Source organism: Methylobacterium mesophilicum (genome assembly GCF_036441335.1).
GTDB lineage: Bacteria > Pseudomonadota > Alphaproteobacteria > Rhizobiales > Beijerinckiaceae > Methylobacterium > Methylobacterium mesophilicum_B.
Genome location: NZ_MLBW01000011.1, coordinates 37125 through 62268 on the forward strand (window position 1 = coordinate 37125; position 25144 = coordinate 62268).

Here is a 25144-nt window from a genome sequence, read left to right on the forward strand (position 1 = left end):
TTGAGGCTGCCGGTTCCCGGCCGCCCGGTTCTCGGCCGCCCAGTCCTCGGCCGCCCCTGCGGCGATCGAGTCGCCCGAAAGGGTCCCGCGCGGCCTGCGGGCCGGACCGGGGGCGACGACCGGTCCGCACGGATAGACGCCACGGTCGGCTTTGAAAAGCGTTACCGCATCGGACGGGAGGCCGGGCCGGGCGCCGATTCCGGGCCCGCGCGCGCCGCCGCGGCCCTGTCCCGAAGCCGTGGTGGCCCTGCCGGGACCTGCTCCTCGGGCTGGCGGACCATTCCCCCTTCCTCTGGCGGGCGGCCACCCGGTCGCCCGAGCGGCTCGTCGCCCTGATGGAGCAGCCGCCGGACGCGATGAGCCGGGACATCGTCGCGCGGCAGCGCGGGGTCGGCGCCGCCTGCGGGGCGAATCCCGACCTCGCCGAGGTCGGCCGGCGGCTGCGCGCCAACCGGGAAGCCCACGCCCTCCTGGTCGCCCTGGCCGATCTCGGGGGCTGCTGGGACCTCGAGGCGGTGACCCGCGCCCTGTCGGCCTTCGCCGACGCCTCGGTGAGCGCGGCCGTCGAGGCGCTCCTCCGGCAGGGGATCGCGGCCGGACGATACCGGCCCAGGGATCCGGAGGCGCCGCAGGACGGGTCGGGCCTGATCGTCCTGGGCCTGGGCAAGCTCGGCGGCTGCGAGCTGAACTACTCCAGCGACATCGACCTCGTCGTCTTCTACGAGGCCGAGCCCACCGCCGCGGCGACCGGCGGCGACCCGAAGCCGTTCCTCGTCAAGCTGGCGCAGGGGCTGGTGAAGCTCCTGGCCGACCGGACCGCCGACGGCTACGTCCACCGCATCGACTACCGGCTGCGGCCGGACCCCGGCTCGACCGCGGTGGCGCTCTCCACCGCCTTCGCCTTCGACTACTACCAGACGCTCGGCCAGAACTGGGAGCGCGCGGCCTTCATCAAGGCCCGGCCGATCGCCGGCGACATCCCGGCCGGCGCGGCCTTCCTGGCGGAACTCGCGCCGTTCATCTGGCGCCGGCACTTCGACTTCCCGGCCATCGCCGAGATCCACGCCCTGAAGCGGCAGATACACATGGTCCGCGGCCACGAGACCGTCGCGGTCGGCGGCCACGACATCAAGATCGGCCGCGGCGGCATCCGGGAGATCGAGTTCTTCGTCCAGACCCAGCAGCTCGTCTTCGGCGGCCGCAAGCCCGCCCTGCGGGGCCGGCAGACCGTCCCGATGCTCGGCGAGCTCGTCGCGGAGGGCTGGATCGACGGACGGGCCCGGGACGAGCTCTCGGCGGCCTACGCGTTCCTGCGCACCCTCGAGCACCGGATCCAGATGATCCGGGACGAGCAGACCCAGCGCCTGCCCACCGGGACCGAGGCGCTGACCGCGCTCGCCCTGTTCGCGGGCTTCCCCGACCTGCCGGCCTTCGAGGCGGCCCTGCTCCACCATGCCGGGCGGGTCCAGGCGCACTACGCCCTGCTGTTCGAGGCGGAGCCGGAGGCCGGCGCGGACGGGGCCGCCCTGGTCTTCGGCGAGAGCGAGCCGGATCCCGAGACCCTGGCGCGGCTCGGCGCCTTCGGGTTCCGGGACCCGCCCCTGGCCTGGGAGACCGTGCAGGGCTGGCATCTCGGGCGCCGCCCGGCCCTGCGGACAGGCCGGGCCCGGGAGATCCTCGCCGAGTTGCTCCCGGCGCTGCTGCGGGCGCTCGGGGGGACCGCCGATCCCGACGCGGCGCTCCTCGCCCTCGACCGGGCCTTCGCGCGCATGCCCGCGGTGGCCGAACTCCTCGCCATCCTGCGCTCGCACGAGCGCCTGCGCCTCCTGTTCGCCGACATCCTGGGGACGGCGCCGCGCCTCGCCGACACGGTCGGCCTGAGCCCGCACGTCCTCGACACCGTGCTCGACGCCGACTTCGTGACGCCGACCACGGATCCCGGAGAGGTTCGCGCGCAGTACCGGGCGCTCCTGGGCCAGCCGGCGAGCCACGAGGAGAGCCTCGACCGCTGCCGGGACGCCACGCGGCAGATGGCCTTCGTCACCGGGGCCCGCCTCCTGTCGGGCATCCTCACCCCGCGCCAGGCCGGGGAGGCCTACGCGGCGATCGCCGAGGCCACGGTGGCGCTGAGCCTGGAGGCGGAGGAGCGCCGGTTCGCCCTCGACCACGGCGCGGTCCCGGCGGGGCGCTGCTGCATCCTGGCGCTCGGCCGTCTCGGGTCCCGCCAGCTCAGCGCCGAATCCGACCTCGACCTCGTTTTCCTGTACGATTTCGACCCGGAGAACCGCACCAGCGACGGCCGCCGCCCCCTCGACGCCGTGGTGGCCTACAACCGCTTGGCGCAGCGCGTGTTCGCGGCGCTCACCACGGCCACGCGGCGCGGCCGGCTCTACGCGGTCGACCTGCGGCTGCGGCCCTACGGCAGCCACAGCCCGCCCGCGGTGCAGCTCAGCGGCTTCGCGGCCTATCACGGCGGCGAGGCGGAGCTCTGGGAGCACATGGCCCTCGCCCGCGCCCGGGTCGTGGCCGGCGACGCCACGCTGGCGGCCGACGTCACGGCCACGATCGCCGGGATCCTCCGGCAGCCGCGCGAGACCGCCGCCGTCTGCGCCGAGGCGGGCGCGATGCGGGCCCTGGTCGCGCGGGAGCGGGGCCATGCCGGCCCCTACGACCTGAAGCTCGCCCCCGGCGCGCTGTTCGACCTCGACTTCCTGGCTCAGGCCATCGTGCTGAGCCGGGCCCGCGACTGGCCCGGCTGCATCGGCCTCGGCGCGGAGGCGCTGTTCCGGGAGGCGGCCGCGCGCGGCCTCCTGCCCGCGGCGGCGGGCGAGGCCCTCGCCGAGACCTACGGCTTCCTCGACGCCGTCTACCAGTGGCAGCGGCTCGTGATGACCGATCCCGCCGCCGAGCCGTCCGAGACCGCGTCCCGGCAGATCGCCAAGGCGGTGGGTCTCCCGGACGCGCGCGGCNCCACCTCACGCTGCTGCCCTACATCCCGTCCGCGGGCGAGCTGAAGACCAAGCCGACGCAGCACTCCGTGAAGGAGCTGCGCTCGATCGGCATCCAGCCCGACATCCTGCTCTGCCGCTGCGACCGGCCGATCCCGATGGACGAGCGGCGCAAGCTCGCGCTGTTCTGCAACGTCCGCCAGACCGCGGTCATCGAGGCGCTCGCACCACGCCGCGAAGATCTCCGGCTCGATCGGCACGCGCACGACCTCGACGCCGCTGCGCTGCACCTCCCGCTCCATCTGCTCCGTGGCGACGCGCCAGGTCTCGTAGTCGGGCGGCAGCTTGGCACCGTCCGCGAGGCTGGTGCGCAGGGCTGGGTACTGCTCCGGGGTGTACCAAGGCAGTCCGACGCGGCGGGGACGGTCCATCTGGGCTCTTCGAACGGTCACGCTGAACGACCGTCAACGGTCATGGGCGCCCTCCGGTTCGCATCCGGATCGCGGGCGGGCCGCGATCATGCCGCAGCGGCCGAACGCCCGATGGCCGCCCCGGCGGCGAGCCGCTAGCCGGCGGGGATGGATCCGCTCGTTCTGGCCCTCGTGGCCGCGACCCTCACCTTCTCGAGCTTCGTCGTGCTGCTCGGCTGGCGCTGAGCCTCGGGATCGCGCGTCGGGCCGGCGGGGCCGGCGGCCTCACCGCGGCGGCGCGCGCCCGGCTTCGGGCCGGTCCGGGATGTCCAGATCGAGGAGCGCGGAGCCGAGGCCCTTGCCGTGCGCGTCGAGGGCGAGGGAGCGGGTGACGCCGCCGCCGAGCGCGCCCGTGAGCACGAAGTTCAGCGCCCCGAGCTTCGGCAGCGCGTAGCGGGTCACATCGCCGGCCACGATCCCGCGGAAATGCGCCCGCACCCGCTCGGCCGTGACGTGCGCCGCCAGGTGCTCGTAGTCTGCCGCATCGTAGGCGATCAGCGCGATGTTCGACGTGTTGCCCTTGTCGCCCGTGCGGGCATGGGCGAGCGCGCGCAGCTTCATCCTCGGGACTCCCGGCTCTCAGGCTTCGACGACGTGCACGCGCGGCCGGGCGAGCGCGGCCGGGACGAGGACCGACTGCACCGCCACCACCTCGCGGGCCGACTTCCAGGCACCGCCGCCGCCGGCCGGGCCGTTGGTGTAGAGCGTCTCGACCTCGTTGCCGATCCGCACCGCCTCGGCGTGTGTGTCGGTCCGACCGGCGACCCGCAGGCGGACCTCGTAGGGCTCGCGCCCGCCCGACAGCGCCGCGCCGTGGAGCGCGTCGACGCCGATCAGGTCGCAGCGCAGCTCGGTCGTCGCCACGCCGGTGAGGGCGAGGCGCTCGCGCACCACCGCCAGGGCGAGGCGGCCGCGGGCCAGGGCACCGGGCCCGGCGTAGGAGATCTGCCCCTCGCCGATATACGAATCCACGTACCCGACCGAGACCTTCAGGAGGCCCGTCGCCGGCGCCCCGGTCGCGCCGCTCACGCGGACGCGGTCGGGGCCGGTCTGCTCCATCGCGACGCCGGAGAAGTCGCCGACCACGTCCGGCTGGATGTAGCGGGCCGGGTCGTGCACCTCGTAGAGCAGCTGCTCCTTGCAGGTGGCGAGGCTGATCCGGCCGCCCGAGCCCGCGACCTTCGTGATCTCGACCGTGCCGTCCTCGGCCACGATCCCGATGGGGAAGCCGAGGCGCGCGAGGTCCGGGACGTCCTTGAAGCCCGGATCGGCGAAGTAGCCGCCGGTGATCTGGCCGGCGCATTCGAGGAGGTGCCCCGCGAGGGTGCCGCGGCCCAGGCGCTCCCAATCGTCCATCGCCCAGCCGAAGGCGTGCACCAGGGGGGCCAGGAACAGGGCCGGGTCGCCGACGCGGCCGGTGATGACCACGTCGGCACCGTCCGCGAGGGCGGCCACGATCGGCGCCGCGCCGAGATAGGCGTTCGCCGAGACGACGCGGTTGCCGAGGCTGGCGACCGGCTCGCCGCTCTCCTCCAGGACGAAGTCGCCCGCCCGGACCGCGTCGAGCAGGTCGTCGCCGGTCACCGCGGCGATCCGCAGGCCGGCGAGGCCCATCTCCCGCGCCAGCGCCCCGGCCTTCCGGGCGGCGGCGACCGGGTTGGCCGCGCCCATGTTGGTGACGATGCGGACGCCGCGGGCCCGGCACGGCCCGAGCACGGCCCGCAGGCGCGCCTCCAGCAGCGGATCGTAGCCGCCCGCGGGGTCGCGCAGCTTCGCCTGCTGCGCCAGCGCGATGGTGCGCTCGGCGAGGCACTCGAACACGAGGTAGTCGAGGTCGCCGCGCTCGGCGAGTTCGACGGCGGGCTCGATGCGGTCCCCGGCATAGCCGGCGCCGGCGCCGAGGCGGACGGTTCTCATGGCGTGCTCTCCGCTGTCAGAGGGGTTCAGATGGGGAAGACGCCGAGGACGACGCAGGCGAGGGTCATCACCACCGAGGCCGTCAGCAGGAACGGGAAGGTGAACTTCTGGTGGTCGGCGAGGTCGATCCCGGTCAGGCCGCAGACCAGGAAGGTCGCGGGCGTCAGCGGGCTGACGGGGAATCCCGTCGTCATCTGGCCGAGCAGCGCGCCCTGGGCGACCTGCACCGGCGGGACGCCGAGCTGGTGGGCCACCTCAGCCACCACCGGCAGGACGCCGAAGTAGAACGAGTCCGGGTCGAACAGCATCGACAGGGGCATCGACACGAGGCCGAGCCCGAACGGGATGTGGCGGCCCATCTCGGGGGGCACGAAGGTGACGGCCGTCTGGGCCATGGCCCTGAGCATGCCGGTGCCCTGCATGATCCCGGTGAACACGCCGGCGGCGAGGAGGATCGAGGCCATCAGGATCGCGGCCCGGGCGTGCGCGTCGATGCGCTGCCGCTGGGCGTCGACCTGCGGGTAGTTGATGACCAGGGCGAGCGCCGTGCCGAGCATGAACATCAGCGCCGGCGGCACTTTCTCGGCCAGGAACACCATCGTCCCCAGGACCGCGGCGGTGAGGACGATGTTGATCCAGAAGCGGTCGGGGCGGCGCAGGCTCCGCTCCGCGTCGCTCAGGGTCCGGGCGGTCGGGACCGGGCCGGGCGCGGCCCCCGCGGCGCCGGGAACGAGGGCCAGACGGCGCTCCTCCCGCAGGCCGAGCCAGTACGAGGCGGCGAAGATGAAGACGAGGCCGACCGCCTGAACCGGCACGAGGGGCGAGAAGATCTCGGGGATCGGCAGCTTCAGGGCCGCCGAGGCGCGGATCATCGGCCCGGTCCAGGGCAGGAAGTTCACGCCGGCCGCCATCGAGGCGGCGCAGGCCAGGATGCGCCGGTCGATGCCGACGCGGTCGTAGAGCGGCAGCATCGCCGGGATGGTGATCAGGAAGGTCACCGCGCCCGACCCGTCGAGGTGAATCAGCAGCGCCAGCAGGGTGGTGCCGGGCACGATCCGGGTGGGGCGGGTGCCGACCCGGGCGAGGATCCGGTCGATGATCGGGTCGAGCATCCCGGCATCGCTGACGATGCCGAAGAACAGGATCGCGAACACGAACATGCCGACGACGCCCGCGAGGCTCTGCAGGCCCGCGAGGACGAACTTGCCGGTCTCGAAGCCGAACCCGCCGATCAGGGCGGCCGCGACCGGGATGACGATCAGCGCCACGAGGGGCGACATCCGCTTGGTCAGGATGGCGGCGAGCAGCAGCGCGATCGTGCACAGGCCGAGCAGGGCCAGCATCCGTTCCTCCCGTTGGGCGCCGGCGCGGTTCGAATCCGCGCCTGTATCGGGTCAGGAGACGGCGGAACACTTCATGACACAATTGAAAAGATCGGATCGCGGCGATAGCCTGAGCTTATGGATCTCAACCTCCGGCAGGTGCGGGCCTTCGTGTCGGTCGTCCAGGCCGGCAGCTTCACCCGGGCCGCCGCCCTGCTGAACCTGTCGCAGCCCGCCCTGACGGTTCAGATTCGGCGCCTGGAGGAGACGCTCGACGCGCGGCTCCTCGACCGGACCAGCCGCACCGTCGCGCCGACGCGGCTCGGCCGCGAGCTGCTGCCCGTGTTCCAGCGCGTGCTGCGCGACCTCGACGCGGTGGTGGTCGACACCCGCGACCTCGCGGCGAGGCGGCACGGAGTCGTGCGCGTCGCGACGCTGCCGTCCTTCGCGGCGAGCGTTCTGTCCGATGCGATCGTCCGCTTCCGCGCCGAGCACCCCGCCGTGACGTTCCTGATCAAGGACGTCATCGCGCAGCGGGTGCTCGACCTCGTGCGCGGCGAGGAGGCGGATCTCGGCATCGTCGGCGGCGACGTCCGCGATCCGGAGATCGGCGTCCTGCACCGGACGCGCGACGCCCTGCACGTGATCTATCCCGCCGATCACCCGATCGGCGCGCTGCCCCGGATCACGATCGCGGCGCTCGCCGAGCATCCCCTGATCCTGATGGACCCGGCCACGAGCGTGCGGGCGGTGGTCGACCGCGCCTTCGTCGGCTCGGGCCGGCTGCCCCGCGTGGCCTGCGAGGCCACCTACATGATGACCGCCGTCAGCATGGTCCGGGCCGGCCTCGGCCTGACGATCCTCCCGGGCGCGGCGCGGGAGATCCGGGCCGAGCCCCTGCTCCGTTCGCGGCCGATCGACGACCCGCTGTTCGAGCGTCCGGTCTGCCTGATCAAGAAGGCGGGGCGGACGATGCCGCCGGCGGCCGAGGCGTTCTGCCGGATGGTGGCGGACCGGCTCGCGGCTCCGGGCGGGCCGGCCGCCGGCGCACCGTCGAGCGCCTGATCGGCCGATCGGAGCCGCGGGCCCGGTGCCGCACGGAACCGTCCATCTTGGTCAGGGCGACCTCGGTCCGGTGGATCACGCGCGGGTCGATCGTCGGGCTGCTGCGGCCGAGGACGATCAGGTCGGCGCGCCTGCCCGCCGCCGCCGACCCGCTCCTGTCGTCCATGCGGAGCCGATAGGCGGCGCCCATCGCGTTGGCGCGGATCGCCTCCGCGACCGTCAGGCTCTCCTCGGCCGGGCTCAGCACGGGCCCGTCCGGCCGCCCGACCAGCTCCCGCGTCACGCCGACCCGGATCGGCGAGAGGGGCGCGTCGCTGTCCGCGACATGGACCAGGTGCGCGACGGCGTGACGCCGGTCGCGGGCGGATTGTTTGCGACGGCCCTCACACGCGACGCACCTGCAAGCCTCCCGGTTCCCGAACCCGACGAGACCTGTTTTCATTCTCGTGACATTTGGATAAGATCTACTATCGATTGACGAATAACCGATCGCATAGCGTTCGCGGGATGAGCGAGCCGACCGGCGCAGATCGACCGGGCCCGCAACCGGCCCGGCCCGCCACACGATCGCTCCGCGCGACGCCGGAACTCTATCGGTCAGTCGGATTACGGTGGATCGTGGAGTCATCCGGCTCGCGACTGGACGAAAACGGTTCCGGCAGGCGACGGATACTGCCAGGCTGGTTCACGCGCTCGAAGACGGGAGGTACGATGACCCGAACGCTCTACCGCTCCGCGGCCCTGGCCACGCTGAGCCTGGCCGTCCCCGCCACGCTCGCGGCGCAGGGCCTGGCGCCGGACCAGACCGGCACCGGCGGCGGCCCGGCCTCGACGATCACGGCGCCGAACACCAACAGCCTCGGCGTGACCAAGCCCCCCGGCACCTCGCTCGGCCCGGGCGAAGTGCCGCCGCGCGCCGTGCAGGAATACGAGCGCGCCCGGGTCAACAAGATCGAGCGCAGCATCTGCGACGGCTGCAACTGAGCGCGGGCGCGGCCGGTCGCGACGGAGGCAGGCCCTCCCGCCCCAGCCTCTCTCGCCCCAGCCCGATCGCTAGGCGGCCCGGACCTCGTCCAGGAAGCTGCGGACGGCCCGGCTGAGTCCGTCGGACCGGACCGCGAGGGTGCGCGCGGCGCCGAGAACCTGCGTGGCGGCCGAACCCGTCTCGCCGGCCCCCTCGCGCACCGACCCGATATGGCCCGTGACCTGCCGCGTCCCCTGCGCGGCCTCCTGGACGTTCCGCGCGATCTCGCGCGTGGCCGCGCCCTGCTCCTCGATCGCCGAGGCGATGTGGGTGGCGATGCCGGACATGTCGTCGATCGTGCGGCTCACACCCTGGACCGCCTCCACCGCGCCCCGCGTGGCGGACTGGATCGCGCCGATCCGGGCGGAGATCTCCTGGGTCGCCCGTGCGGTCTGCTCGGCCAGCGTCTTCACCTCGGCGGCCACCACCGCGAAGCCGCGCCCGGCCTCGCCGGCGCGCGCCGCCTCGATGGTGGCGTTGAGGGCGAGCAGGTTGGTCTGGCTCGCCACGCCCGAGATCAGGCCCGCGGCCGCGCCGATCCGGTCGGCGCTGTCGGACAGCTCCCGGATGATGGTGCCGGTCTCCTGCGCGCGCGCGATCGCCGAGGCGGCAATCTCCACCGAGTGGGTCACCTGCCCGCTGATCTCCTGCACGGAGGCCGCCATCTCCTCGGTCGCGCTCGCGACCTGCTGGACGTTGCCGGACGTCTGCTCGGCGGCGACCGAGACGCTCGCCGCGAGGGTATTGGTCTGCGCGGCGATCTCGGTCATCGAGGCGGCGGTCGCCTCCATCTCGGTCGCGGCGGCGGTCAGCTCGTCGGTGAGCGCCCCGGCCTCGCACTCGAACCCGCGCGTGATGCGGTCGAGCAGCTCGGCGCGGCGCATCTTGGCGGCGTCGGCCTCGGCCTGGAGGGCGGCCAGCCGCCGCGCCTCGATCCCCGATTCCTTGAAGACCTGCACGGCGTCGGCGATCTGGCCGATCTCGTTCCGCTCGCCCTGGTGGGGGATCGCGACCGCGAGGTCCCCGGCCGCCAGCCTGCGCATCGGTTCGAGCACGGCGCGGACGCTGGCGGCGATGCTCCGTACGATCAGCGCCCCGAGCGCGGTGGCGAGGGCGAGGGCCACGGCGCCGATCACCAGCATGAGCCGCTTCGCGCCGGACGCGGCGGCCGCCCCCTGGGCGATCGCCGTCTCACCGCTGGCGTTGTTGAGCGCCACGATCTCCTCGAGCGCCTGGGAAGCCGCCTTGATGTGGGGGCGAACGCCGACGAGGCTCTCGCGCAGCGCCAGATCCTTGCGGCCCGTCCGCGAGTAGTCCAGCACGGCGGGTATCGCCGCGAGGTAGCCCCTCCATTCCCGGTCGAACACCTCGAAGAGCGCGCGCTCCTTCGGACCGTCGATCAGCGGCGCGTAGTTGCGCATCGCGGCGGCCACCGCCTCCGTCTTCTTCGACAGGGCCTCCTCCTCGGCCCGCATATGGGCAGCCTCGGGGTAGAGGATGTGGTTCACGACGCTGACGCGCACGTCGATCACGTTGCCGCGCAGCTCGCCGGCGTACCGCACGCTGGGCAGCGTGTTGTTGCCGAGGCGGCTCTGATCCTCGGCGAGATTAGCAACGGCGTGCAGACCCACGCCGTCGACGAGAAGCAGACAGACGATGAGCAGCCCGAGTGCGCCGACGAGCCGGTGCTTGATCGAGAGTTCCGCGAACCAAGCTTTCATTGTCCGAGCGCAGCTCCTGAGCTAAACCAACAGTGTGGGAGCGCGACGATAAGATTCCGTTACACATTCTGTTTCCGACATCCCGCTGTCGACATGATAAAATCAATTTTCAGTTGAATACCTGCATCCCGAACTTCGTCGGCGCGCGCCTCGACGGTCGGACGAGATCTGACGCGGGCCATGCCGGGAGCCTTCGCGGACTGGGGCAGCGCTGGCCGTCGCGGGGTTTCGTCCCGGGGCCGGGCAGCCGCGGCGGCCCTGCATCGGCCGCTGCTTTACGCGACCGTCGGACCGCGCGGGCTGCGCGCAGCTCACCGGACGCCGGCTCCCGACGCGCGGACGACGCCCCTGCCGAAGCCGGGGCGGCCGGCGGGCCGGGACATCTGCGGATCCTCCGTCACCGTGCCGGGCGGCGCGACCGGGACGGGATCGACGCGGGCCGCCGGTCCGGCGGCGTCACAGGGGGTAGCGCATGGCCACGTTGCAGCGGGCATAGCGCCGGCCGAACCGGTCCATGATCTCCGGGTCGTGCCGGAATCCGACCTTCTCGTAGAGGTGCACGGCGGCTTCGCACTTGGTGTTGGTCAGCAGGTAGAGCGTCTCGATCTCCATGGCCGCGACCCGGGCCAGCACCGCCCGCAGCAGGTGCTCGCCGGCCTTGCGGCCCCGGGCCCGCTCGGACACGGCCATCTTGGTCAGCTCGTAGCAGCCCGCGTCCGTCCGCATCAGCGCGCAGGTGCCGACGATTCCGAGATCCTCGGCCTCCACGAACAGGATGAGGCCGCCGCGCTCCAGGATCTGCCCGCGGGGATCGGACAGGATCCGGCGGTCGTTCTCCTCCAGCGCGAACATCGCCTCGATCCACTCGGCGTTGATGTCCCGGAAGCGATCCGCCAGCGCGTCCGTGTAGTCCCGGATGGCCAGGCCCGGCGCGGCCTCGCCGACCGCGCGGTCCGGGCGGACGCGGTCCGCGAACGGGACGGCGTCGAGCCTGCGCTCCAGCGCGGCGATCTGCTTCAGCAGCGGGCCCGACAGGCCGTCGCACAGCCCCGCGACGGCGCTGTCGACGCGGGGCCAGAGCGCCTCCTTGGCGCGCACCATCAGGGCCTCGCCCGGCACGCTGAGCGACAGCGCCTTCTGGCGAAGGTCCGCGTCCGAGCGCGCCTCGTCGAGCAATCCGAGCGCGACGAGGCTGGCTGCCGTGCGCGTGACCGCCGGCTGGCTGACGCCCAGCGCGGCGGCGGCGTCTCCGATGGTCAGCGGGCCGTAGCGGTCGAGGGCAGCGAGGAGCGGGAACTGGGCCGGCTGGATGCCGAGACCCTCGTCCTTCAGGATCCGGGCTGCGTCGGCCTGGAAACGGTCTGCGAGACGCTTGAGGCGGCTGCCGAGGAACAGCGGTCCGAGTTCGTCGAGGATGTCCGCACGCATGTCGTTCTCCTCCCCTAATTATATAACGCGTTATGTTTCGCGCAAGCCCGCGCCGTCCGGGGCGCCTCACGTCGGCGCTCGACGCGGGCGCCGCGGCACGCCTGATCGTCGATTGTGTCCCGCGGGGGCTAGGCGGAAGCGCAACGTAAGGTAAAGTCGCCGATCTTCGATCGTCGGTCCCGCCGTGAACTTCGTACCCCGGTCCCTCTTCACAACCGACCCTCTGCCGGAGCGCGACCGTTTCGCCGCGTGGCGGGCGCTGTTCTCGGCCCACGACCTCGATGCCGATCCGCGCGGCTTCACGGGCCGGATCGAGACGACGCAGATCGGCCCGATGGCCCTGCGCGTCATGAACGCCGCGCCGCAGGGACCCGCCCGGACCCGGTCCCAGATCCGGCGCGACGGACAGGACGGCTTCGTCCTGCACCTGAGCCGGCACGCCTACAGCGTCGAGACCGAGCGGGGCGTGGCGGAGGTTCCGGCGGGCGCGGTCAGCCTCAACGACCTGTCGCAGCCGTACCGCCGCAGCCGGGTTCCGGAGACGGACTCGCTGATCCTGGCCGTCTCGCGCGCCTCCATCGCCACCGTGCTGCCGGACGAGGACGCGATGCACGGGCTGATCCTCGCGGGCGGGCTCCGGATCCATATGGCGCGCACCACCGGACGGAGAGGCGCGCCGTGAAGACCTACCAGCTCTACATCGACGGCCAGTCCGTCGATCCGGTCGAGGGCTCGTGGTTCGAGTCCATCGATCCCTATCGCGGCGAGCCCTGGGCCCGGATCCCGCGCGCCGGGCGCGTTGACGTGGACCGGGCGGTGGCCGCCGCCAAGCGCGCCATGTGGGACGGCCCCTGGGCCACCATGACGGCGTCGGCCCGCGGCAAGGTCCTGCGCCGGATCGGCGACCTCGTCGAGCGCGAGGCCAAGGCGCTGGCCGAGGTCGAGGTACGCGACAACGGCAAGTTGTTCGCCGAGATGTACGGCCAGACCCGCTACCAGCCGGAATGGTGGTGGTACTACGCGGGTCTCGCCGACAAGGTCTCGGGCTTGTCGATCGGCACCTGGGCGCCCTCGACAAGCCCGAGACCTTCGCGTTCANCCGCTCGAGGCCGCCCGGCTCAGGGCCGCGAAGCGGCTCATCCGCGGCCATCTCGCCGCGCCGCCCCGGATCGACGCGCTGGCGCGGGCGCTCGGCATGTCACGCTCCCAGCTCTACCGCCTGTTCGAGCCGGAAGGCGGGGTGGCACGCTACCTCGCGCGGCAGCGCCTCGCGGCCGTGCGGGCCGCCCTCGACAATCCGCTGGAGCCGCGCTCGATCGGCGCGATCGCGGAGGCGTACGGCTTCGGGAGCGGCGCCCAGCTCAGCCGCGCATTCCGGGAGACCTACGGCCTGACTCCCCGCGACTACCGGGTCTCGCGCAGCGGCGGCTGACGCGACCGGGGCGCCGGTGACGATCCCCGGATACCGGTCGGCGAGGCGCCGGCGCGCCGGGACGAAGTCCGTCACGGCGTGGGTCTGCCGCGAGGAGGGCAGGACTTGCGTGCGGCGGATGCCGGCGGTCAGAACCGTCCGGCGATCGTCAGCCGCACGGCCGTGGGCTCCACCGGGTGGAAGACGCGGTCGATCAGCCCCTCGGCGGGCTCGCCCGGCAGGCGGGACACGTACGCGTAGGTGATCTGGTCGGACTTGCTGTTGGTCAGGTTGAGCACATCCAGCGAGACGCTCACCCCGGTGTCGAACAGGTAGCCGATGCGGCCGTTGAGCAGGGCGGTCGCCCGGGAGCGGATCGCGTTGTCCTCGATGAGCGGGCGCGGCCCGAAATAGCGGACCCGCAGGCTCCCGAACCAGCCGAGGGGCTCGCCGAAGGTCACGCCCGCCGACGCGATGGTCGTGGGGGCCTCCGGCACGCGGTTGCCGGCCGGGTCGTAGCTGGAGAACCGGGCGTTGGTGATCGTCAGATCCCCGTCCAGGGACAGCCACGGCGTCACCGCGTAGCGGTTCGTCCACTCGACGCCGAACCGGCGGGTCGGGCGGCTCGGCTCCGTGGTGCCGGTGTCGCCCTGGAAGATGTTCTCCGAGGCGAAGTCGAGCCGGAACAGGGCGAGGCTCGTCTCCAGCCCGGCGATCGAGCGGTTGCGCAGGCCCAGCTCGTAGCCCGTGGACGGCACCAGGAAGGGCGACCGGGTGATGTTGAACAGGGGGCTCGCGGGATCGACCGTGGCGGTGACGCCGCGCGCGTCGTTCGAGTGGAAGCCGCCGCCGTAATTCACGTAGATCTCGGTGTCGGACCACGGTCCGAGCACGAGGCCGAGCTTCGGGTTGACGATGCCGTCGGTGGCCCGTCCGGAGTTCGCCGGCGTGTCCGAGCGGACATCGGCGTAGTAGCCGTCGGCCCGCACGCCGACGCTCGTGCGCAGCCACTCGGTCCAGCGCACCCGCGTGTCGAGGTAGAGGGCGCCGCTCGATTCCAGCACCCGGTCGTCGAGCACGGTCGAGCGGTACTGGCGGAAGGCGGTGTTGAACAGGCCGACGCGGATCGAGTCCGTCCGCGTCTGCGCGCCGACCTCGACCTCCAGGGGCCGGCCGAACAGGTCGCCCTGGAAGATGTGCAGCACCTCGCCGCCGCCGAGGATGCGCTGGTCGCGCTGGTGGAACTGGTCGCCGTTCACCGGATCGTTGAGGGCGTAGGTGAAGTCGTTGAACAGGTTCATCTGGTAGCGGATCACGTAGGCGGAGGCCCGGGTGATGCCGGTGTCGTCCGTCGCGCTGAACCGGCCCGACAGCGAGAAGCGGGCGGTGTCGCCGCCATCCGTGGGGTTGAGGGTGCCGTAGCGGCCGATCAGCCCCGCGCCGACGGCCCGCTCCGGGATCTGGTTGGTGGCCGTCCAGCGGGACGCGTAGGCCATGCCGGTGACCGCGAACCCGTCCAGCGCCGTGCCCTGGCTGTAGCGGGCGACGCCGTTGAGCTTGCGCAGGGCGTCCGGGACAGCCCACGGCCCGTCGTAGACCTGCGCCTCGCCGGCCACCAGCAGGGTGCCTTCGCCCAGCGGAGCCGAGGCGATCGACAGGGCCCGCCTGTAGCCGAAGCTGCCGATCGAGGTCAGCGCGAGGTTCTCCCGCACGGTGTCGAGATAGCCGATGCGCACCGAGCCCGCGGAGGCGAAGTCGCCGTCGCGCACGAAGTACGGTCCCTTGTGGTACTCCACCGCGCCGACGAGTTCGGGGATGAGGAAGTTGAGGTCAGCGTAGCCCTGGCCGTGGGCGTGGGTGCGCATGTTGACCGGCATGCCGTCGACGCTGATGGCGATGTCGGTCCCGTGATCGAGGTTGAAGCCGCGCAGGAAGTACTGGTTGGCCTTCCCCTCCCCGCTGTGCTGGGTGACGATCAGGCCCGGCACCCCCTCCAGCACCTCGCCGGGCCGCGTGACCGGGCGTGCGTTGAGAACCGCGCCGTCGATGAGGCCGGCGCTGGCCGCGTCGACGCTGAGCAGGGCGCCGCCGATCCCGGCGACGCCGCCGACATAGCCGGCGCTGGCGCCGGGCCCGTCCGTCGCGCGGATGACCGGCGGCGCCGGTAGAGCGCCGTGCGGCGCTCGGTCGGGTCGGCCGAGATCGGCTCGTCGCCGCTGACCTCGGGGTCCGCGACGACGAGGCCGCCCGCGGCGAGCAGCCGGGTCACGGCGCGGAGGCCGGTGGCGGCAGGCCGGTGGCGGCAGACGGGACGGGAAGTCGGGCGGGACACCGGCAGACCGAGCGAGGCGTGGCGATCCCCGGACTCTCGCACGCCGGGCGTATGATAAACATACGAAAAAATCATACGGGCGGATCGAGCCGGTCGTGTTGCGCGCGGGGCGCAGTCGCCGGGGCGCCGGATCGCGGGCGGGGGAAGCCCTCACCCCGGGCCGTCGTCGCCGTGGCCCGGATGGGCGTGGGCGTCGTCGCCCTCCGGGATGAGGTGCAGGTGACCGTAGCGGACGCCGCGCTGCGTGACGACGGCGTCGGCGTAGCTCTGCATCCGGGCCACCGGCCCGCGCAGGACCGCCACCTCGAGGCACGCGTCGTGGGTCAGGTGCACGTGCAGGCTGGCGATCGAGACGCCGTGCTCATGCCCCTCGCCGGTCAGCCGGCGGGCCAGGTCGCGGGTGCCGTGGCTGTAGACGTAGCTCAGGGCCCCGTAGCAGGCCTCCGATCCGCCGGTCTCCGCGGCGCCGGTCGGCGCCAGGGCGTCGCGGACGATGTCGCGCACCGCCTCCGAGCGGCTGCCGTAGCCGCGCCGCGCGCAGAGATCGTCGACCGCCGCCAGCAGGGCGTCGTCGATGGTGATGGTGATGCGCTGCATGCCCGTCCTGCCGCTCCCGTGGCCCTCTGGTACGGGGGCGCGGGGCCCGTGAACAGGCGGCGGGCATCGTCCGGGGCGGCAGAAAAGGAGCCTCGAGGGCCGCGCCTCGAGGCTCGAGTTCTGGGTCTCGGGGACATGTCCAGCGTGCGCTTGGGATGGACCGCGCTGGAGCGCCTGGGCCGAAGGATCAAGGGCGTGAAAATCGACGACACAGGCGCGACCGGCTGGCATGCCGGCCGAACCATTCTGCACAGATACAGTCGCGGCGCATCCGATGCATGTCAGATTTCGGGAGTTATTTTGAATTAATTCGCCGCACCAGGTTCAATATACCAGTTCAATTTTATCATATCGGTTCCCGATCTCCCGGTACCGGCATGCCGGGCCGGCCCTGGTCCCGCGGCGCGTGCCCCGCGATCGAGAGCCCCGCGGCCTTCGCGGGGCCGCGGGACGCTCCGCCGCGCCGCGCGATCGTGCGGACCGCGAGCAGGAAGAGGGCGGCGAGGGCCAGCATCGCGCCGTCGAAGGCGAGGAAGACCGGCTCGACCGGCGCGTCGCCGCCGAGCCGGAGCGCGACGAGGCGCCCGATATCGGCGGCCGCGACGGCGCCGTACAACGCGGCCGCCGCCGTCAGCGTCTCCGGCCAGACCCGCCCGGCCGGGCGCAGGAACGCCGCCAGGGCGACGAGCAGCCAGACGGCGAAGAAGGCCCCGACCTCCCCCTCCGCCCGCGCGGGCAGCGCGGCGGGCAGCAGCCGGTTGGCCAGGAAATAGGCGGCGACGGCCGCGGGCAGGCCGGCGATCGTCGCGACGTTCAGGCCCTGGACGAGGCGCAGGCCGACGCCCCGGGGCGCGTCCCCCTTGGGCAGGCGCGCCACCGCCCAGAGCAGCAGCCCGGTCGCCACCATGGCACTGCCGGCGAGGCCGCACAGGAAGAACAGCACCCGCAGCGCGGGGCCGGCGAAGTGCGCCTCGTGGAGGCCGACCATCGCGGTGAAGGTCTTGGTCGCCGGCCGCAGGCCGCCCGCGCGCACCTCCAGGACCGCGCCCGTCGCGCCGTCGAAGGCGATCTGCGGGTGCTCGTGGGAGAGGCCGTGCGGCTCCTCGAACACCGCCACCACGGTGGCGCGCGCGTCCGTCGGGTTGACGATCGTGATCCGCTCCAGGGGTTCCGACCGCATCGCGAGGGCGCGGACCACCAGCGGCCCGACCGGTGTCAGCGTGCCGGGCTGGCCGTCGGGCGGGCGGGGCGCGGTGATCTGGCCGGACTCGGCGAAGTAGCGCTGGCTGTCGCCGCGATAGGCCGCGTTCAGGCCCCAGGGCACGTACATCACCATGAGGGTGGCGAGCCCGGTATAGGTGATCATCAGGTGGAACGGCAGGGCGAGCACGCCCGCGACGTTGTGCGCGTCGAGCCAGCCCCGCTGGGCGGACTTGTCCCGCCGGAAGGTGAAGAAGTCGGCGAAGATGCGCCGGTGGGTGACGATCCCCGAGATCAGCGCCACCAGCAGGATCATCGCGCAGGCGCCGACGATCCAGCGGCCCCAGAGCGGCGGCAGGTTCAGCTCGAAGTGGAAGCGGTAGAGGAAGTCGCCGCCGCGCGTCGCCCGCACCGCCGCCGGCGCGCCGCTGTCCGGATCCAGGAGGACGTGGCCGGGCGGGCGGCCCGGCCCCGTCCGCCAGAACAGCTCCAGCACCGGCCTGTCCGGCCGCGGCAGCGCGAGGAACCACGTCCGCGCGCCGCCCGCGTGGGCNGAGGAACCACGTCCGCGCGCCGCCCGCGTGGGCCTGCAGGTGGGCGACGCCGCGCTCGGCCGCCGCCGCGAGCTCCGCCGCCCCGAAGGTCCGGTCGGTGCGGAGCTCGGGCCGCATCCACTGCGAGATCTCCGGCCGGTAGTAGCTCGCCGTACCCGTCACGAAGACGGCGAACAGCACCCAGCCGACGACGAGGCCCGACCAGGCGTGGAGCCACGCCATCGACTGGCGGAAGGTCCTGCGCACGGCGGCCGCCTCACCAGCGGTAGCGCAGGGTCGCGTAGACCGTGCGCGGCAGGCCGTAATAGCAGCCCGAATAGGTGAAGCAGCCGGTCACGTAGCGCTCGTCGAGCAGGTTCTGCACGTTGATCTGCGCGCTGAGGCCGGCGAGCCGCGGGTCGAGGTGCTTCATGTCGTAGGAGGCGACGGCGTCGACCAGCACGCTCTCGGGCACCTGGAAGGTGTTGGCCGGGTCGCCCCAGGACGGGCCGAGGTAGCGCACGCCGCCGCCGAGGCCGAGGCCGAGGAGCGGGCCGTCGGTGAAGCGGTAGTCGACGAACAGCGACGCGGTCGTGTCCGGCACCTGCACCGGCCGCAGGCCCTGGAGCGGCACAGACCGGCGGGTCAGGTCGTTCGTGGTGAAGCCGGTGTCGCGGACGTTGCGGATGTCGAGGAGCGAGAAGCCGCCGATCAGGCTGAGGCCCTCGGCGAGGGTGGCCCGCGCCTCGAACTCGACGCCCTGCACGCCGACCTCGCCGGTCTGCACGACGAAGCCGGGATTGACCGGGTCGGTGGTGGTCGCGTTCGAGCGGCGGATGTCGAAGAACGCGGTGGTCAGCAGGATGTCGGTGCCGGGCGGCTGGTACTTGATGCCGGCCTCGTACTGGTTGCTGGCGATCGGGACGGGGATGCGCCCGGCCGAGCCGAGGGCCGCGTCGAAGATCCGGCCGTTGACGATCGGCTCGAACGCCTCGCTGTAGGAGACGTACGGGGCGATGCCGCTGTCGAACAGGTAGAGCAGGCTGGCGCGGCCGGTGAAGGCCTCGGCCGGCACGTCCTGGATGGTCAGACTGTTCGGCGCGAAGGTGCGGGTCGGGCCGCTCTGCCGGGCTGTGTCGTAGCGGCCGCCGAGCGTCAGGACGAAGCGGTCGAACTTCGCCTGATCCTGAAAGTAGACGCCGGTCTGCTGGGCGTCGATCCGCGCCGTCGACGTGAAGGCGGGGAACCGGATCGGCAGGTCGTGGTCGGGGGCGAGGGCGTTCAGGCCCGTCGTCGCCGGGAACGGGCCGGTGACCGACCGCGTGCTGAAGGTCCGGTGGTCGACGCCGAGCAGCGCCGTGTGGGCGATCGGGCCGGTGTCGAAATCGGCGATGAAGGTGTTGTCCATCGTGAAGGCTTCGATGTCGACCTGGGTGCCGCCGACCGAGCGGCCGATGGTCGGGCCGGTCGTGTACGGGCCGTTGACGTCGCCGAAGGTCGTGAACGCGCTGCGGTAGTCGCCGTTCGAGCGCAGGTAGCGGCCGGCCGAGTGGAAGCGCAGGTTCTCGGTGATCCGGTGGTCGAACAGGTACTCGACGGAGGCCTGGGTGCGGTCGGAGCGCTCGATGTTGCGGTCGCCGTCGTAGAAGTTCACCGGGAGCCGGCCGAAGACGCCGTTGCCGAAGTTGCGCGGGAACACCGTGCCGACGGCCGGGAAGCCGCCGTAGAAGCCCGAGAACGGGTCGCGCTGGTAGTTGGCGATGACCGTGAGCGACGTGTCGGCGGAGGGCCGCCACGTGAGGCTCGGGTTGATGAAGGCGCGCTCGACCTTGGTGGTCGCGGCCGGCCCGTCGCCGTTCCAGCCGAGTCCGACGACCCGGTAGGCGAACTGGTCGGCGAGCCCCGGGACGTCGGACGCGATCGGCCCGCCGATGTCGAAGCCGCTGCGGACCTCGCGGAACCCGCCGCCCTGGACGAACACCTCGCCGTGGCGGACGAATTGCGGGACCTTCGAGACGAGGTTGACGAGGCCGCCCGGGCCGGACTGCCCGTAGAGGACCGAGGCCGGCCCCTTGATGATGTCGACCCGCTCCACGCGATAGGGATCGACGCTGGGGAAGGCGTCGCGGTTCGTGGGCAGCGCCATGTTGTCGAGGAAGATCGGGGCGGTGAAGCCGCGGATGTAGAACTGCTCCAGGCGCGTCGAACCGGCGCCGCCCCGCTGCTCGGTGGTGACGCTCGGGGTGAAGCGCAGCGCCTGATTGATGGTCAGGGCGTTCTGGTCCTCGATCTGCTGGCGTCCGATGACCGAGACCGACTGCGCCGTCTCCAGGATCGGCGTGTCGGTCTTCGTGCCGACCGTGCTGCGGCTGGCGACGTAGCCCGGTACCGGCCCGGTCGCACCGCCGCGCCCGTACAGATCGCTGTTCAGGCTGCGCCCGCGCCCGTCGCCCGTCACGCTGAGTTCGGACAGCTCGATGTCGGTGGCGGGCGCGGGCTGGGCGAGCGCGGCCGCTCCGAGCGTGAATAGAGATGTCGACGATACAAACCCGACCCGGAGCAGCCTCTCCGCGTGATCGAACGCGCGCGACGCGGCTCGCCGGTCAACAGATCTCGACATTATACCAACTCTAAACAAGAAAGACCGGACGAAGATAGGCGCCAATGTCCGGTTATCACGGATCCGTGAGCAGTATGTGCCCCTGATGACACATCATCAAGAAACGTATTTTGGTATTGATCTAATGAAAATATTCGGCGCGTCGAACCTCGGACCGACCGACACCCCGTTCTCCGGCGCGGCGCGGCCGGCCGGAACGCCCGGGACGACCGGGCAGAGAGCGTCGCCTCGGGAGCACCGCCTCGGGAGCGCCATGCTCGGCCGCGAGCCGTTGGGGTCGCCGGGCGCGCGGGGACAAATCGCGCGTTCCCGACGGGAAGGACCCCGCGTAGGATCGACGGCGCCGCGATCGACGCGGCCCGGCGCGGGTGCCGCCCCGTCGGCCCTCGCGCCGTCCGCCGATGACCGAGCCGATCTCCGCCGCGGCCCATGCCCGCACGATCCTCTCCGCGCACGAGCATCGCCGCCCGATCGCGCCGCTGACCGACTGGGATCCGACCCTCGACCTGCCGGCGGCCTACCGGGTGGCCGAGGCGGTCCGAGTCCTGCGCGGGGAGCGCGGCGAGCGGCCGGTCGGCTACAAGATCGGCTTCACCAACACGACCCTGTGGGAGCGCTACGGCGTCCGCGCGCCGATCTGGGGCCACGTCTACGACACGACCCTGCGCGATCGCGCCGCCCTGTCGGGGCCGGTCCCGCTCGCCGCCTTCGTCGAGCCGCGGATCGAGCCGGAGATCGTGTTCGGGCTGGCGCGCGCGCCCGAGCCCGGCATGGATGCCGCGGCGCTGATCGCTTGCCTCGACTGGGCGGCGAGCGGCTTCGAGATCGTGCAGTCGCTCTATCCCGGCTGGCGCTTCGCGGCGCCCGACACCGTCGCGGCCTTCGGCCTGCACGGGCTGCTGGTGGTGGGCGAGCGGGTGCGGATCGCCCCGGACGCGCGCTCGGCCTGGCTCGGCGACCTCGCGGGCTTCACCGTCGACCTGCTGCGGGACGGGGCCGTCGCCGACCGGGGCGGCGGCCGCTGCGTGCTCGGGACGGGGCCGCTCGCGGCCCTCGCGCACCTCGTCGATGCGCTGGCTAAAGATCCGGTGGCCCCACCGCTCGCGGCCGGGGCTGTCGTCACCACCGGCACGCTGACGGACGCGCTGCCCGTCGCCTCCGGCCAGCTCTGGCGCGCGCGGCTCGACGGGCTGGGGCTTCCCGGCATCGACCTTGCCCTGAGCTGAAAGGCCCGGCACGGGTTATCGTGCCGGGATCGTTCCGTTTCCCGGTCGGCTCCGAGACTCGGGCATTGGTGAAGGTTAGCCGACATGCCAAATGCTGGACCATGCCTGGACGCCCGCGGCGACGCCACACCACCTTCCTCGTCTCCGTCACCGCGGAGGGCGCCGGCCCGGCGCCCGGCGCCGCGGTCTACGCGGTGATGACGCCCAGCGCCGAGGAGGCGCTGGCGGCCGTCCGCGCCCTCGCCGACCCGTCGGCCAGCCTCGCCATCGTGGGGAGCCTGTCCACCCGGATCGCCAAGGCCCTCAAGCTGAAACCCGACGCGCCGCGGGTGATCTGAGCCGCCCGGTGCCGGACCGCGCGCGGCTCAGTCGACCGCCAGCCGGTAGCCGACACCCCGCACCGTCTGCAGGAAGACCGGGTTGGCGGGATCGACCTCGGTCTTGCGGCGCAGGCGGTTGATCTGCACGTCGACGGTGCGCTCGGCCGCGGCGCCGCCCGGACCGGCGAGCTGCTCGCGCTCGACATTGGCGCCGCCCGCCGTCGCCAGGATCGTGAGGATCTCGCGCTCGCGCTCGGTGATGCGGATCAGCTCGTCGTCCCGGCGCAGCTCGCCCCGGTCGATCCGGAACGCGAACGGCCCGAAGGTCACCGCCTCCGCGGAGCCCGCGCCGGGCCGCGCGCTGCGCTTGATGATGTTGTTGAGCCGCAGCGTCAGCTCCCGCGGCTCGAACGGCTTCGGCAGGTAATCGTCCGCGCCGATCTCGAGCCCCATCACCCGGTCGTTCGGGTTGGAGCGGGCGGTGAGCATCAGGATCGGCACCCGCGAGGTCTCGCGCACGCTGCGGGCGTAGTCGAAGCCGTTCTCGCCGGGCATCATGACGTCGAGCACCATGGCGTCGAACACGACGCTCTGGGCCCGGGCGCGCGCCTCCGCGGCGCTCGCCGCCGCGGTGACCCGGAAGCCCTGATCGGTGAGGTAGCGGGCGAGCAATTCGCGCAGGCGGCGGTCGTCGTCGACCACGAGGACGTGGGGCGCCTCGTCGGGCAGGTCGGACCGGGCAGGGTGGCTCACGCGGGGTCCTCCGCGCCGACGCGCCCCTCGGCCCCACCCCCGCGCCGCGCCATCAGGCGCTGGACCGCCGGCCGGTCCTCCGGCTCGATCATCGCCATCAGGAAGTCCTCCGGGGAACCCCGGGCATCCGGCGCCGCGAGCGCCCGGGCGAGGCGGCGGGCCTGGACCCGCGTGAGGTCGGCGGCGAGCCCGGCCCCGGCCGCGGTGCAGTAGAGGAGGCGCTGGCGCCGGTCGCTGGAACCGGGCTTCTGCGCGACGTAGCCCTGCCCGATCAGGTCCTTGAGCACCCGGTTCAGGCTCTGCTTGGTGATGCGCAGGATGTCGAGGAGCTCGGCGATCGTCAGGCCCGGGTAGCGGTCGACGAAGTGCAGCACCCGGTGGTGGGCGCGGCCGAACCCGTAATCGGCCAGGATCCGGTCCGGATCGCCGACGAAATCCCGGTAGGCGAAGAACAGGAGCTCGATCAGGTCGTCGCTGCCGAGGGCGGCCGGCGCGGCGCCCGGGACGGGTTTCGGCGCGAACATCTGCTCGCGCGGGGCTGTCCGTGTCACGGCGCGGCCGCTCCCAACGGGTGATAGGTCAGTCCCCGTGACGTTTCTCAAGGCGGCCCGGGCCCGTCAACCCTGGCCGGGGCGGCCGGGGCGCCGACCGCCGCGGATCCTCAAGCGTGATCCCGCGGGATTGCCGCCGGTCCGGCACCTCCGCTACGCAGGCCCCTCGGGCGACGGGAGCGGACGCGCATGGCCGAGGCAGCTGAACCGGGACCGGGCCGCCTCTGGATCCGCGATCCCCGCGCCATCCTGGCCGCGGGCGCCGGGGGCGGGATCGTCGTGGCGGGCACCCGGATCGTCGAGTGCGTGCCGGCGGGCGCGCGGCCCGCCGCGCCCGTGGACGCGACCTTCGACGCGTCGCGCCACGTGGTCATCCCGGGGCTGATCAACACCCACCACCACGCCTTCCAGACGCTGACCCGCGCCCATCCGCTGGCGATCAACAAGCCGCTCTTCCCCTGGCTGAAGGCGCTCTACACCGTCTGGGGGCGGATCACTCCGGAGGCGTTCCGGCTCGCCACCCGGGTCGCCTTCACCGAGCTGCTGCTCTCGGGTTGCACCACGGCGGGCGACCACCACTACCTGTTCCCGAAGGAGCTGGAAGCGTCGATGGACATCCAGGTCGCGGAGGCGCGGAGCCTCGGGATCCGGGCCGCCATCACCCGCGGCTCCATGAGCCTGTCCGACCGGGAGGGCGGTCTGCCGCCCGAGAGCCTGACCCAGGACGACGACACGATCCTCGCCGATTGCGAGCGGGTGCTGAACCTGTTCCACGACCCCGACCCCGGCGCGATGGTGCAGGTCGCGCTCGCCCCCTGCTCGCCCTTCGCGGTGACCGGGCGCCTGATGCGCGAGAGCGCGGCGCTCGCGGCCCGGCACGGGTGCCGGCTGCACACACATCTCGGCGAGACGCGGGACGAGGACGCCTACTGCCAGGAGATGTTCGGCTGCCGCCCGGTCGAGTACCTCGAAGAGGTCGGCTGGCTGAACGACCGGGTCTGGCTCGCCCACGGCATCCACTTCGACGATGCCGAGGTCGCGCGGCTCGGCAGGACCGGCGTGGGCGTCTGCCACTGCCCGACCTCGAACATGACGCTGGCCTCCGGGCGCTGCCGCACCTGCGAGCTGGAGGCGGCGGGCGCCCCCGTGGGCCTCGGCGTCGACGGCTCGGCCTCGAACGACAGTTCGAACCTGATGGAGGGCGTGCGCCACGCCCTGATGATCAACCGGCTGACCTACGGGGCGGAGGCCGTGACGCACCTCGACGCCCTGCGCTGGGCGACCGAGGGCTCGGCCGCCTGCCTCGGCCGCTCCGACATCGGCCGGATCGCGCCGGGCCGCGAGGCGGATCTCGCCCTGTTCACCCTGGACGAGCTGCGTTTCTCCGGCGCCCACGACCCGCTGGCGGCCCTGGTCCTGTGCGGCGCCACCCGGGCCGACCGGGTGATGGTGGCGGGTCGGTGGCGGGTGATCGACGGGCAGCCGCTCGGGGTCGATACCGGGATGCTGCGCGAGGCGCATTCCCGGCTGGCGGTGGACCTGTTCGGGGACGCGTAGGGGCGGCCCGTGATCCGACCTGCTCCGTCATCGCGAGCGCCAGCGAAGCGACCCAGGGCAGCGCGCGATCTCCGGATGCGGTGTGTCCCTGGGTTGCTTCGCTCCGCTCGCAAAGACGAGGGGCGGGGCCCGCCCGTGGACGAGCCCCG

General features: G+C 72.8%; 18 protein-coding genes and 4 pseudogenes. 10 read left to right on the forward strand and 12 right to left on the reverse strand.

Annotated elements, in window-relative coordinates:
- Positions 1-248: 248 nt before the first annotated feature.
- A pseudogene (locus MMR14E_RS08305) lies at positions 249-3014 on the forward strand (bifunctional [glutamine synthetase] adenylyltransferase/[glutamine synthetase]-adenylyl-L-tyrosine phosphorylase); the annotation flags it as partial.
- Positions 2972-3169, forward strand: a pseudogene (locus MMR14E_RS08310) (CTP synthetase); the annotation flags it as partial. The pseudogenes MMR14E_RS08305 and MMR14E_RS08310, both read left to right, overlap by 43 nt.
- A gap of 474 nt (positions 3170-3643) precedes the next feature.
- Here the strand turns inward: MMR14E_RS08310 and MMR14E_RS08315 are convergent.
- From MMR14E_RS08315 to MMR14E_RS08325, 3 genes are read right to left on the reverse strand one after another with little or no spacing between them, the layout of a single operon-like run.
- Positions 3644-3979, reverse strand: coding sequence for a hypothetical protein (locus MMR14E_RS08315; protein ID WP_331313669.1), 336 nt, complete (start codon positions 3977-3979; stop codon positions 3644-3646).
- Positions 3980-3997: 18 nt separating this feature from the next.
- Positions 3998-5335 (reverse strand): acyclic terpene utilization AtuA family protein, encoded by a 1338-nt coding sequence (locus MMR14E_RS08320; protein WP_331313670.1) that lies wholly within the window; start codon positions 5333-5335, stop codon positions 3998-4000.
- Between the two features lie 26 nt (positions 5336-5361).
- A complete protein-coding gene (locus MMR14E_RS08325; protein ID WP_331313671.1) occupies positions 5362-6678 on the reverse strand; it encodes a citrate:proton symporter in 1317 nt (438 codons plus the stop codon).
- Positions 6679-6795: 117 nt separating this feature from the next.
- On the opposite strand from MMR14E_RS08325, the gene MMR14E_RS08330 reads away from it, so the two are divergent.
- Positions 6796-7722 (forward strand): LysR family transcriptional regulator, encoded by a 927-nt coding sequence (locus MMR14E_RS08330; RefSeq protein ID WP_331313672.1) that lies wholly within the window; start codon positions 6796-6798, stop codon positions 7720-7722.
- Here MMR14E_RS08330 and MMR14E_RS08335 read toward each other — a convergent pair.
- Positions 7610-8350 (reverse strand): amidohydrolase family protein, encoded by a 741-nt coding sequence (locus MMR14E_RS08335; RefSeq protein ID WP_331313673.1) that lies wholly within the window; start codon positions 8348-8350, stop codon positions 7610-7612. The genes MMR14E_RS08330 and MMR14E_RS08335 overlap by 113 nt on opposite strands.
- A gap of 83 nt (positions 8351-8433) precedes the next feature.
- Between MMR14E_RS08335 and MMR14E_RS08340 the strand changes: the two genes are divergently transcribed.
- Positions 8434-8706 carry a hypothetical protein gene (locus tag MMR14E_RS08340; RefSeq protein WP_331313674.1) on the forward strand — a complete coding sequence of 91 codons (273 nt, stop codon included), beginning with the start codon at positions 8434-8436 and terminating at the stop codon, positions 8704-8706.
- A 69-nt stretch (positions 8707-8775) separates the two neighbouring features.
- On the opposite strand, the gene MMR14E_RS08345 is transcribed toward MMR14E_RS08340, so the two are convergent.
- The gene (locus MMR14E_RS08345; RefSeq protein WP_331313675.1) at positions 8776-10467 is read right to left on the reverse strand and encodes a methyl-accepting chemotaxis protein; all 1692 of its coding nucleotides are present in this window, start codon (positions 10465-10467) and stop codon (positions 8776-8778) included.
- Positions 10468-10923: 456 nt separating this feature from the next.
- The gene (locus MMR14E_RS08350) at positions 10924-11895 is read right to left on the reverse strand and encodes a GNAT family N-acetyltransferase (RefSeq protein WP_331313676.1); all 972 of its coding nucleotides are present in this window, start codon (positions 11893-11895) and stop codon (positions 10924-10926) included.
- A 184-nt stretch (positions 11896-12079) separates the two neighbouring features.
- On the opposite strand from MMR14E_RS08350, the gene MMR14E_RS08355 reads away from it, so the two are divergent.
- The 3 genes and pseudogenes from MMR14E_RS08355 (at position 12080) to MMR14E_RS08365 (ending at position 13327) form a co-directional block, all read left to right on the forward strand.
- Positions 12080-12577 carry a hypothetical protein gene (locus tag MMR14E_RS08355; protein WP_331313677.1) on the forward strand — a complete coding sequence of 166 codons (498 nt, stop codon included), beginning with the start codon at positions 12080-12082 and terminating at the stop codon, positions 12575-12577.
- Positions 12574-12894, forward strand: a pseudogene (locus tag MMR14E_RS08360) (aldehyde dehydrogenase family protein); the annotation flags it as partial. The gene MMR14E_RS08355 and the pseudogene MMR14E_RS08360, both read left to right, overlap by 4 nt.
- Before the next feature lie 178 nt (positions 12895-13072).
- Complete coding sequence (locus MMR14E_RS08365; RefSeq protein ID WP_331313707.1) at positions 13073-13327, forward strand: helix-turn-helix transcriptional regulator; 255 nt, start codon at positions 13073-13075, stop codon at positions 13325-13327.
- A 128-nt stretch (positions 13328-13455) separates the two neighbouring features.
- Here MMR14E_RS08365 and MMR14E_RS08370 read toward each other — a convergent pair whose 3' ends face one another.
- The 4 genes and pseudogenes from MMR14E_RS08370 to MMR14E_RS08385 all read right to left on the reverse strand — a co-directional run bounded on the left by MMR14E_RS08370 (position 13456) and on the right by MMR14E_RS08385 (position 20588).
- Entirely contained in the window at positions 13456-15456 is a 2001-nt protein-coding gene (locus MMR14E_RS08370; protein WP_331313708.1) for a TonB-dependent receptor, read from the reverse strand.
- Positions 15457-15788: 332 nt separating this feature from the next.
- Positions 15789-16235, reverse strand: a complete 447-nt coding sequence (gene nikR, locus MMR14E_RS08375) for a nickel-responsive transcriptional regulator NikR (RefSeq protein ID WP_331313678.1) — start codon at positions 16233-16235, stop codon at positions 15789-15791.
- Between the two features lie 346 nt (positions 16236-16581).
- Positions 16582-18211, reverse strand: a pseudogene (locus tag MMR14E_RS08380) (PepSY-associated TM helix domain-containing protein).
- A gap of 34 nt (positions 18212-18245) precedes the next feature.
- Positions 18246-20588, reverse strand: a complete 2343-nt coding sequence (locus MMR14E_RS08385) for a TonB-dependent siderophore receptor (RefSeq protein WP_331313679.1) — start codon at positions 20586-20588, stop codon at positions 18246-18248.
- 401 nt (positions 20589-20989) lie between these two features.
- Here MMR14E_RS08385 and MMR14E_RS08390 point away from each other — a divergent pair, with 401 nt between their 5' ends.
- A complete protein-coding gene (locus MMR14E_RS08390; protein ID WP_331313680.1) occupies positions 20990-21814 on the forward strand; it encodes a hydratase in 825 nt (274 codons plus the stop codon).
- A 101-nt stretch (positions 21815-21915) separates the two neighbouring features.
- Positions 21916-22152 (forward strand): hypothetical protein, encoded by a 237-nt coding sequence (locus MMR14E_RS08395; protein WP_331313681.1) that lies wholly within the window; start codon positions 21916-21918, stop codon positions 22150-22152.
- Between the two features lie 27 nt (positions 22153-22179).
- Here MMR14E_RS08395 and MMR14E_RS08400 read toward each other — a convergent pair whose 3' ends face one another.
- A complete protein-coding gene (locus MMR14E_RS08400; protein WP_331313682.1) occupies positions 22180-22887 on the reverse strand; it encodes a response regulator in 708 nt (235 codons plus the stop codon).
- On the reverse strand, positions 22884-23411 hold the full coding sequence (locus MMR14E_RS08405; RefSeq protein WP_331313709.1) for a helix-turn-helix domain-containing protein: 528 nt from the start codon (positions 23409-23411) through the stop codon (positions 22884-22886). The genes MMR14E_RS08400 and MMR14E_RS08405 overlap by 4 nt, the downstream gene beginning before the upstream one ends.
- Before the next feature lie 216 nt (positions 23412-23627).
- On the opposite strand from MMR14E_RS08405, the gene MMR14E_RS08410 reads away from it, so the two are divergent.
- Positions 23628-24995 (forward strand): 8-oxoguanine deaminase, encoded by a 1368-nt coding sequence (locus MMR14E_RS08410; protein ID WP_331313683.1) that lies wholly within the window; start codon positions 23628-23630, stop codon positions 24993-24995.
- The last annotated feature ends 149 nt before the right edge of the window (positions 24996-25144 follow it).

Excerpts from the sequence above, each read along its gene's own strand:
- MMR14E_RS08320 (WP_331313670.1), bottom strand. The coding sequence starts at position 5,335 with ATGAGAACCGTCCGCCTCGGCGCCGGCGCCGGCTATGCCGGGGACCGC.
- MMR14E_RS08340 (WP_331313674.1), top strand. The coding sequence starts at position 8,434 with ATGACCCGAACGCTCTACCGCTCCGCGGCCCTGGCCACGCTGAGCCTG.
- nikR (WP_331313678.1), bottom strand. The coding sequence starts at position 16,235 with ATGCAGCGCATCACCATCACCATCGACGACGCCCTGCTGGCGGCGGTC.
- MMR14E_RS08330 (WP_331313672.1), top strand. The coding sequence starts at position 6,796 with ATGGATCTCAACCTCCGGCAGGTGCGGGCCTTCGTGTCGGTCGTCCAG.
- MMR14E_RS08395 (WP_331313681.1), top strand. The coding sequence starts at position 21,916 with ATGCCTGGACGCCCGCGGCGACGCCACACCACCTTCCTCGTCTCCGTC.
- MMR14E_RS08315 (WP_331313669.1), bottom strand. The coding sequence starts at position 3,979 with ATGAAGCTGCGCGCGCTCGCCCATGCCCGCACGGGCGACAAGGGCAAC.
- MMR14E_RS08345 (WP_331313675.1), bottom strand. The coding sequence starts at position 10,467 with ATGAAAGCTTGGTTCGCGGAACTCTCGATCAAGCACCGGCTCGTCGGC.
- MMR14E_RS08325 (WP_331313671.1), bottom strand. The coding sequence starts at position 6,678 with ATGCTGGCCCTGCTCGGCCTGTGCACGATCGCGCTGCTGCTCGCCGCC.
- MMR14E_RS08350 (WP_331313676.1), bottom strand. The coding sequence starts at position 11,895 with ATGCGTGCGGACATCCTCGACGAACTCGGACCGCTGTTCCTCGGCAGC.
- MMR14E_RS08385 (WP_331313679.1), bottom strand. The coding sequence starts at position 20,588 with ATGTCGAGATCTGTTGACCGGCGAGCCGCGTCGCGCGCGTTCGATCAC.
- MMR14E_RS08390 (WP_331313680.1), top strand. The coding sequence starts at position 20,990 with ATGACCGAGCCGATCTCCGCCGCGGCCCATGCCCGCACGATCCTCTCC.
- MMR14E_RS08405 (WP_331313709.1), bottom strand. The coding sequence starts at position 23,411 with ATGTTCGCGCCGAAACCCGTCCCGGGCGCCGCGCCGGCCGCCCTCGGC.
- MMR14E_RS08335 (WP_331313673.1), bottom strand. The coding sequence starts at position 8,350 with ATGACTCCACGATCCACCGTAATCCGACTGACCGATAGAGTTCCGGCG.
- MMR14E_RS08410 (WP_331313683.1), top strand. The coding sequence starts at position 23,628 with ATGGCCGAGGCAGCTGAACCGGGACCGGGCCGCCTCTGGATCCGCGAT.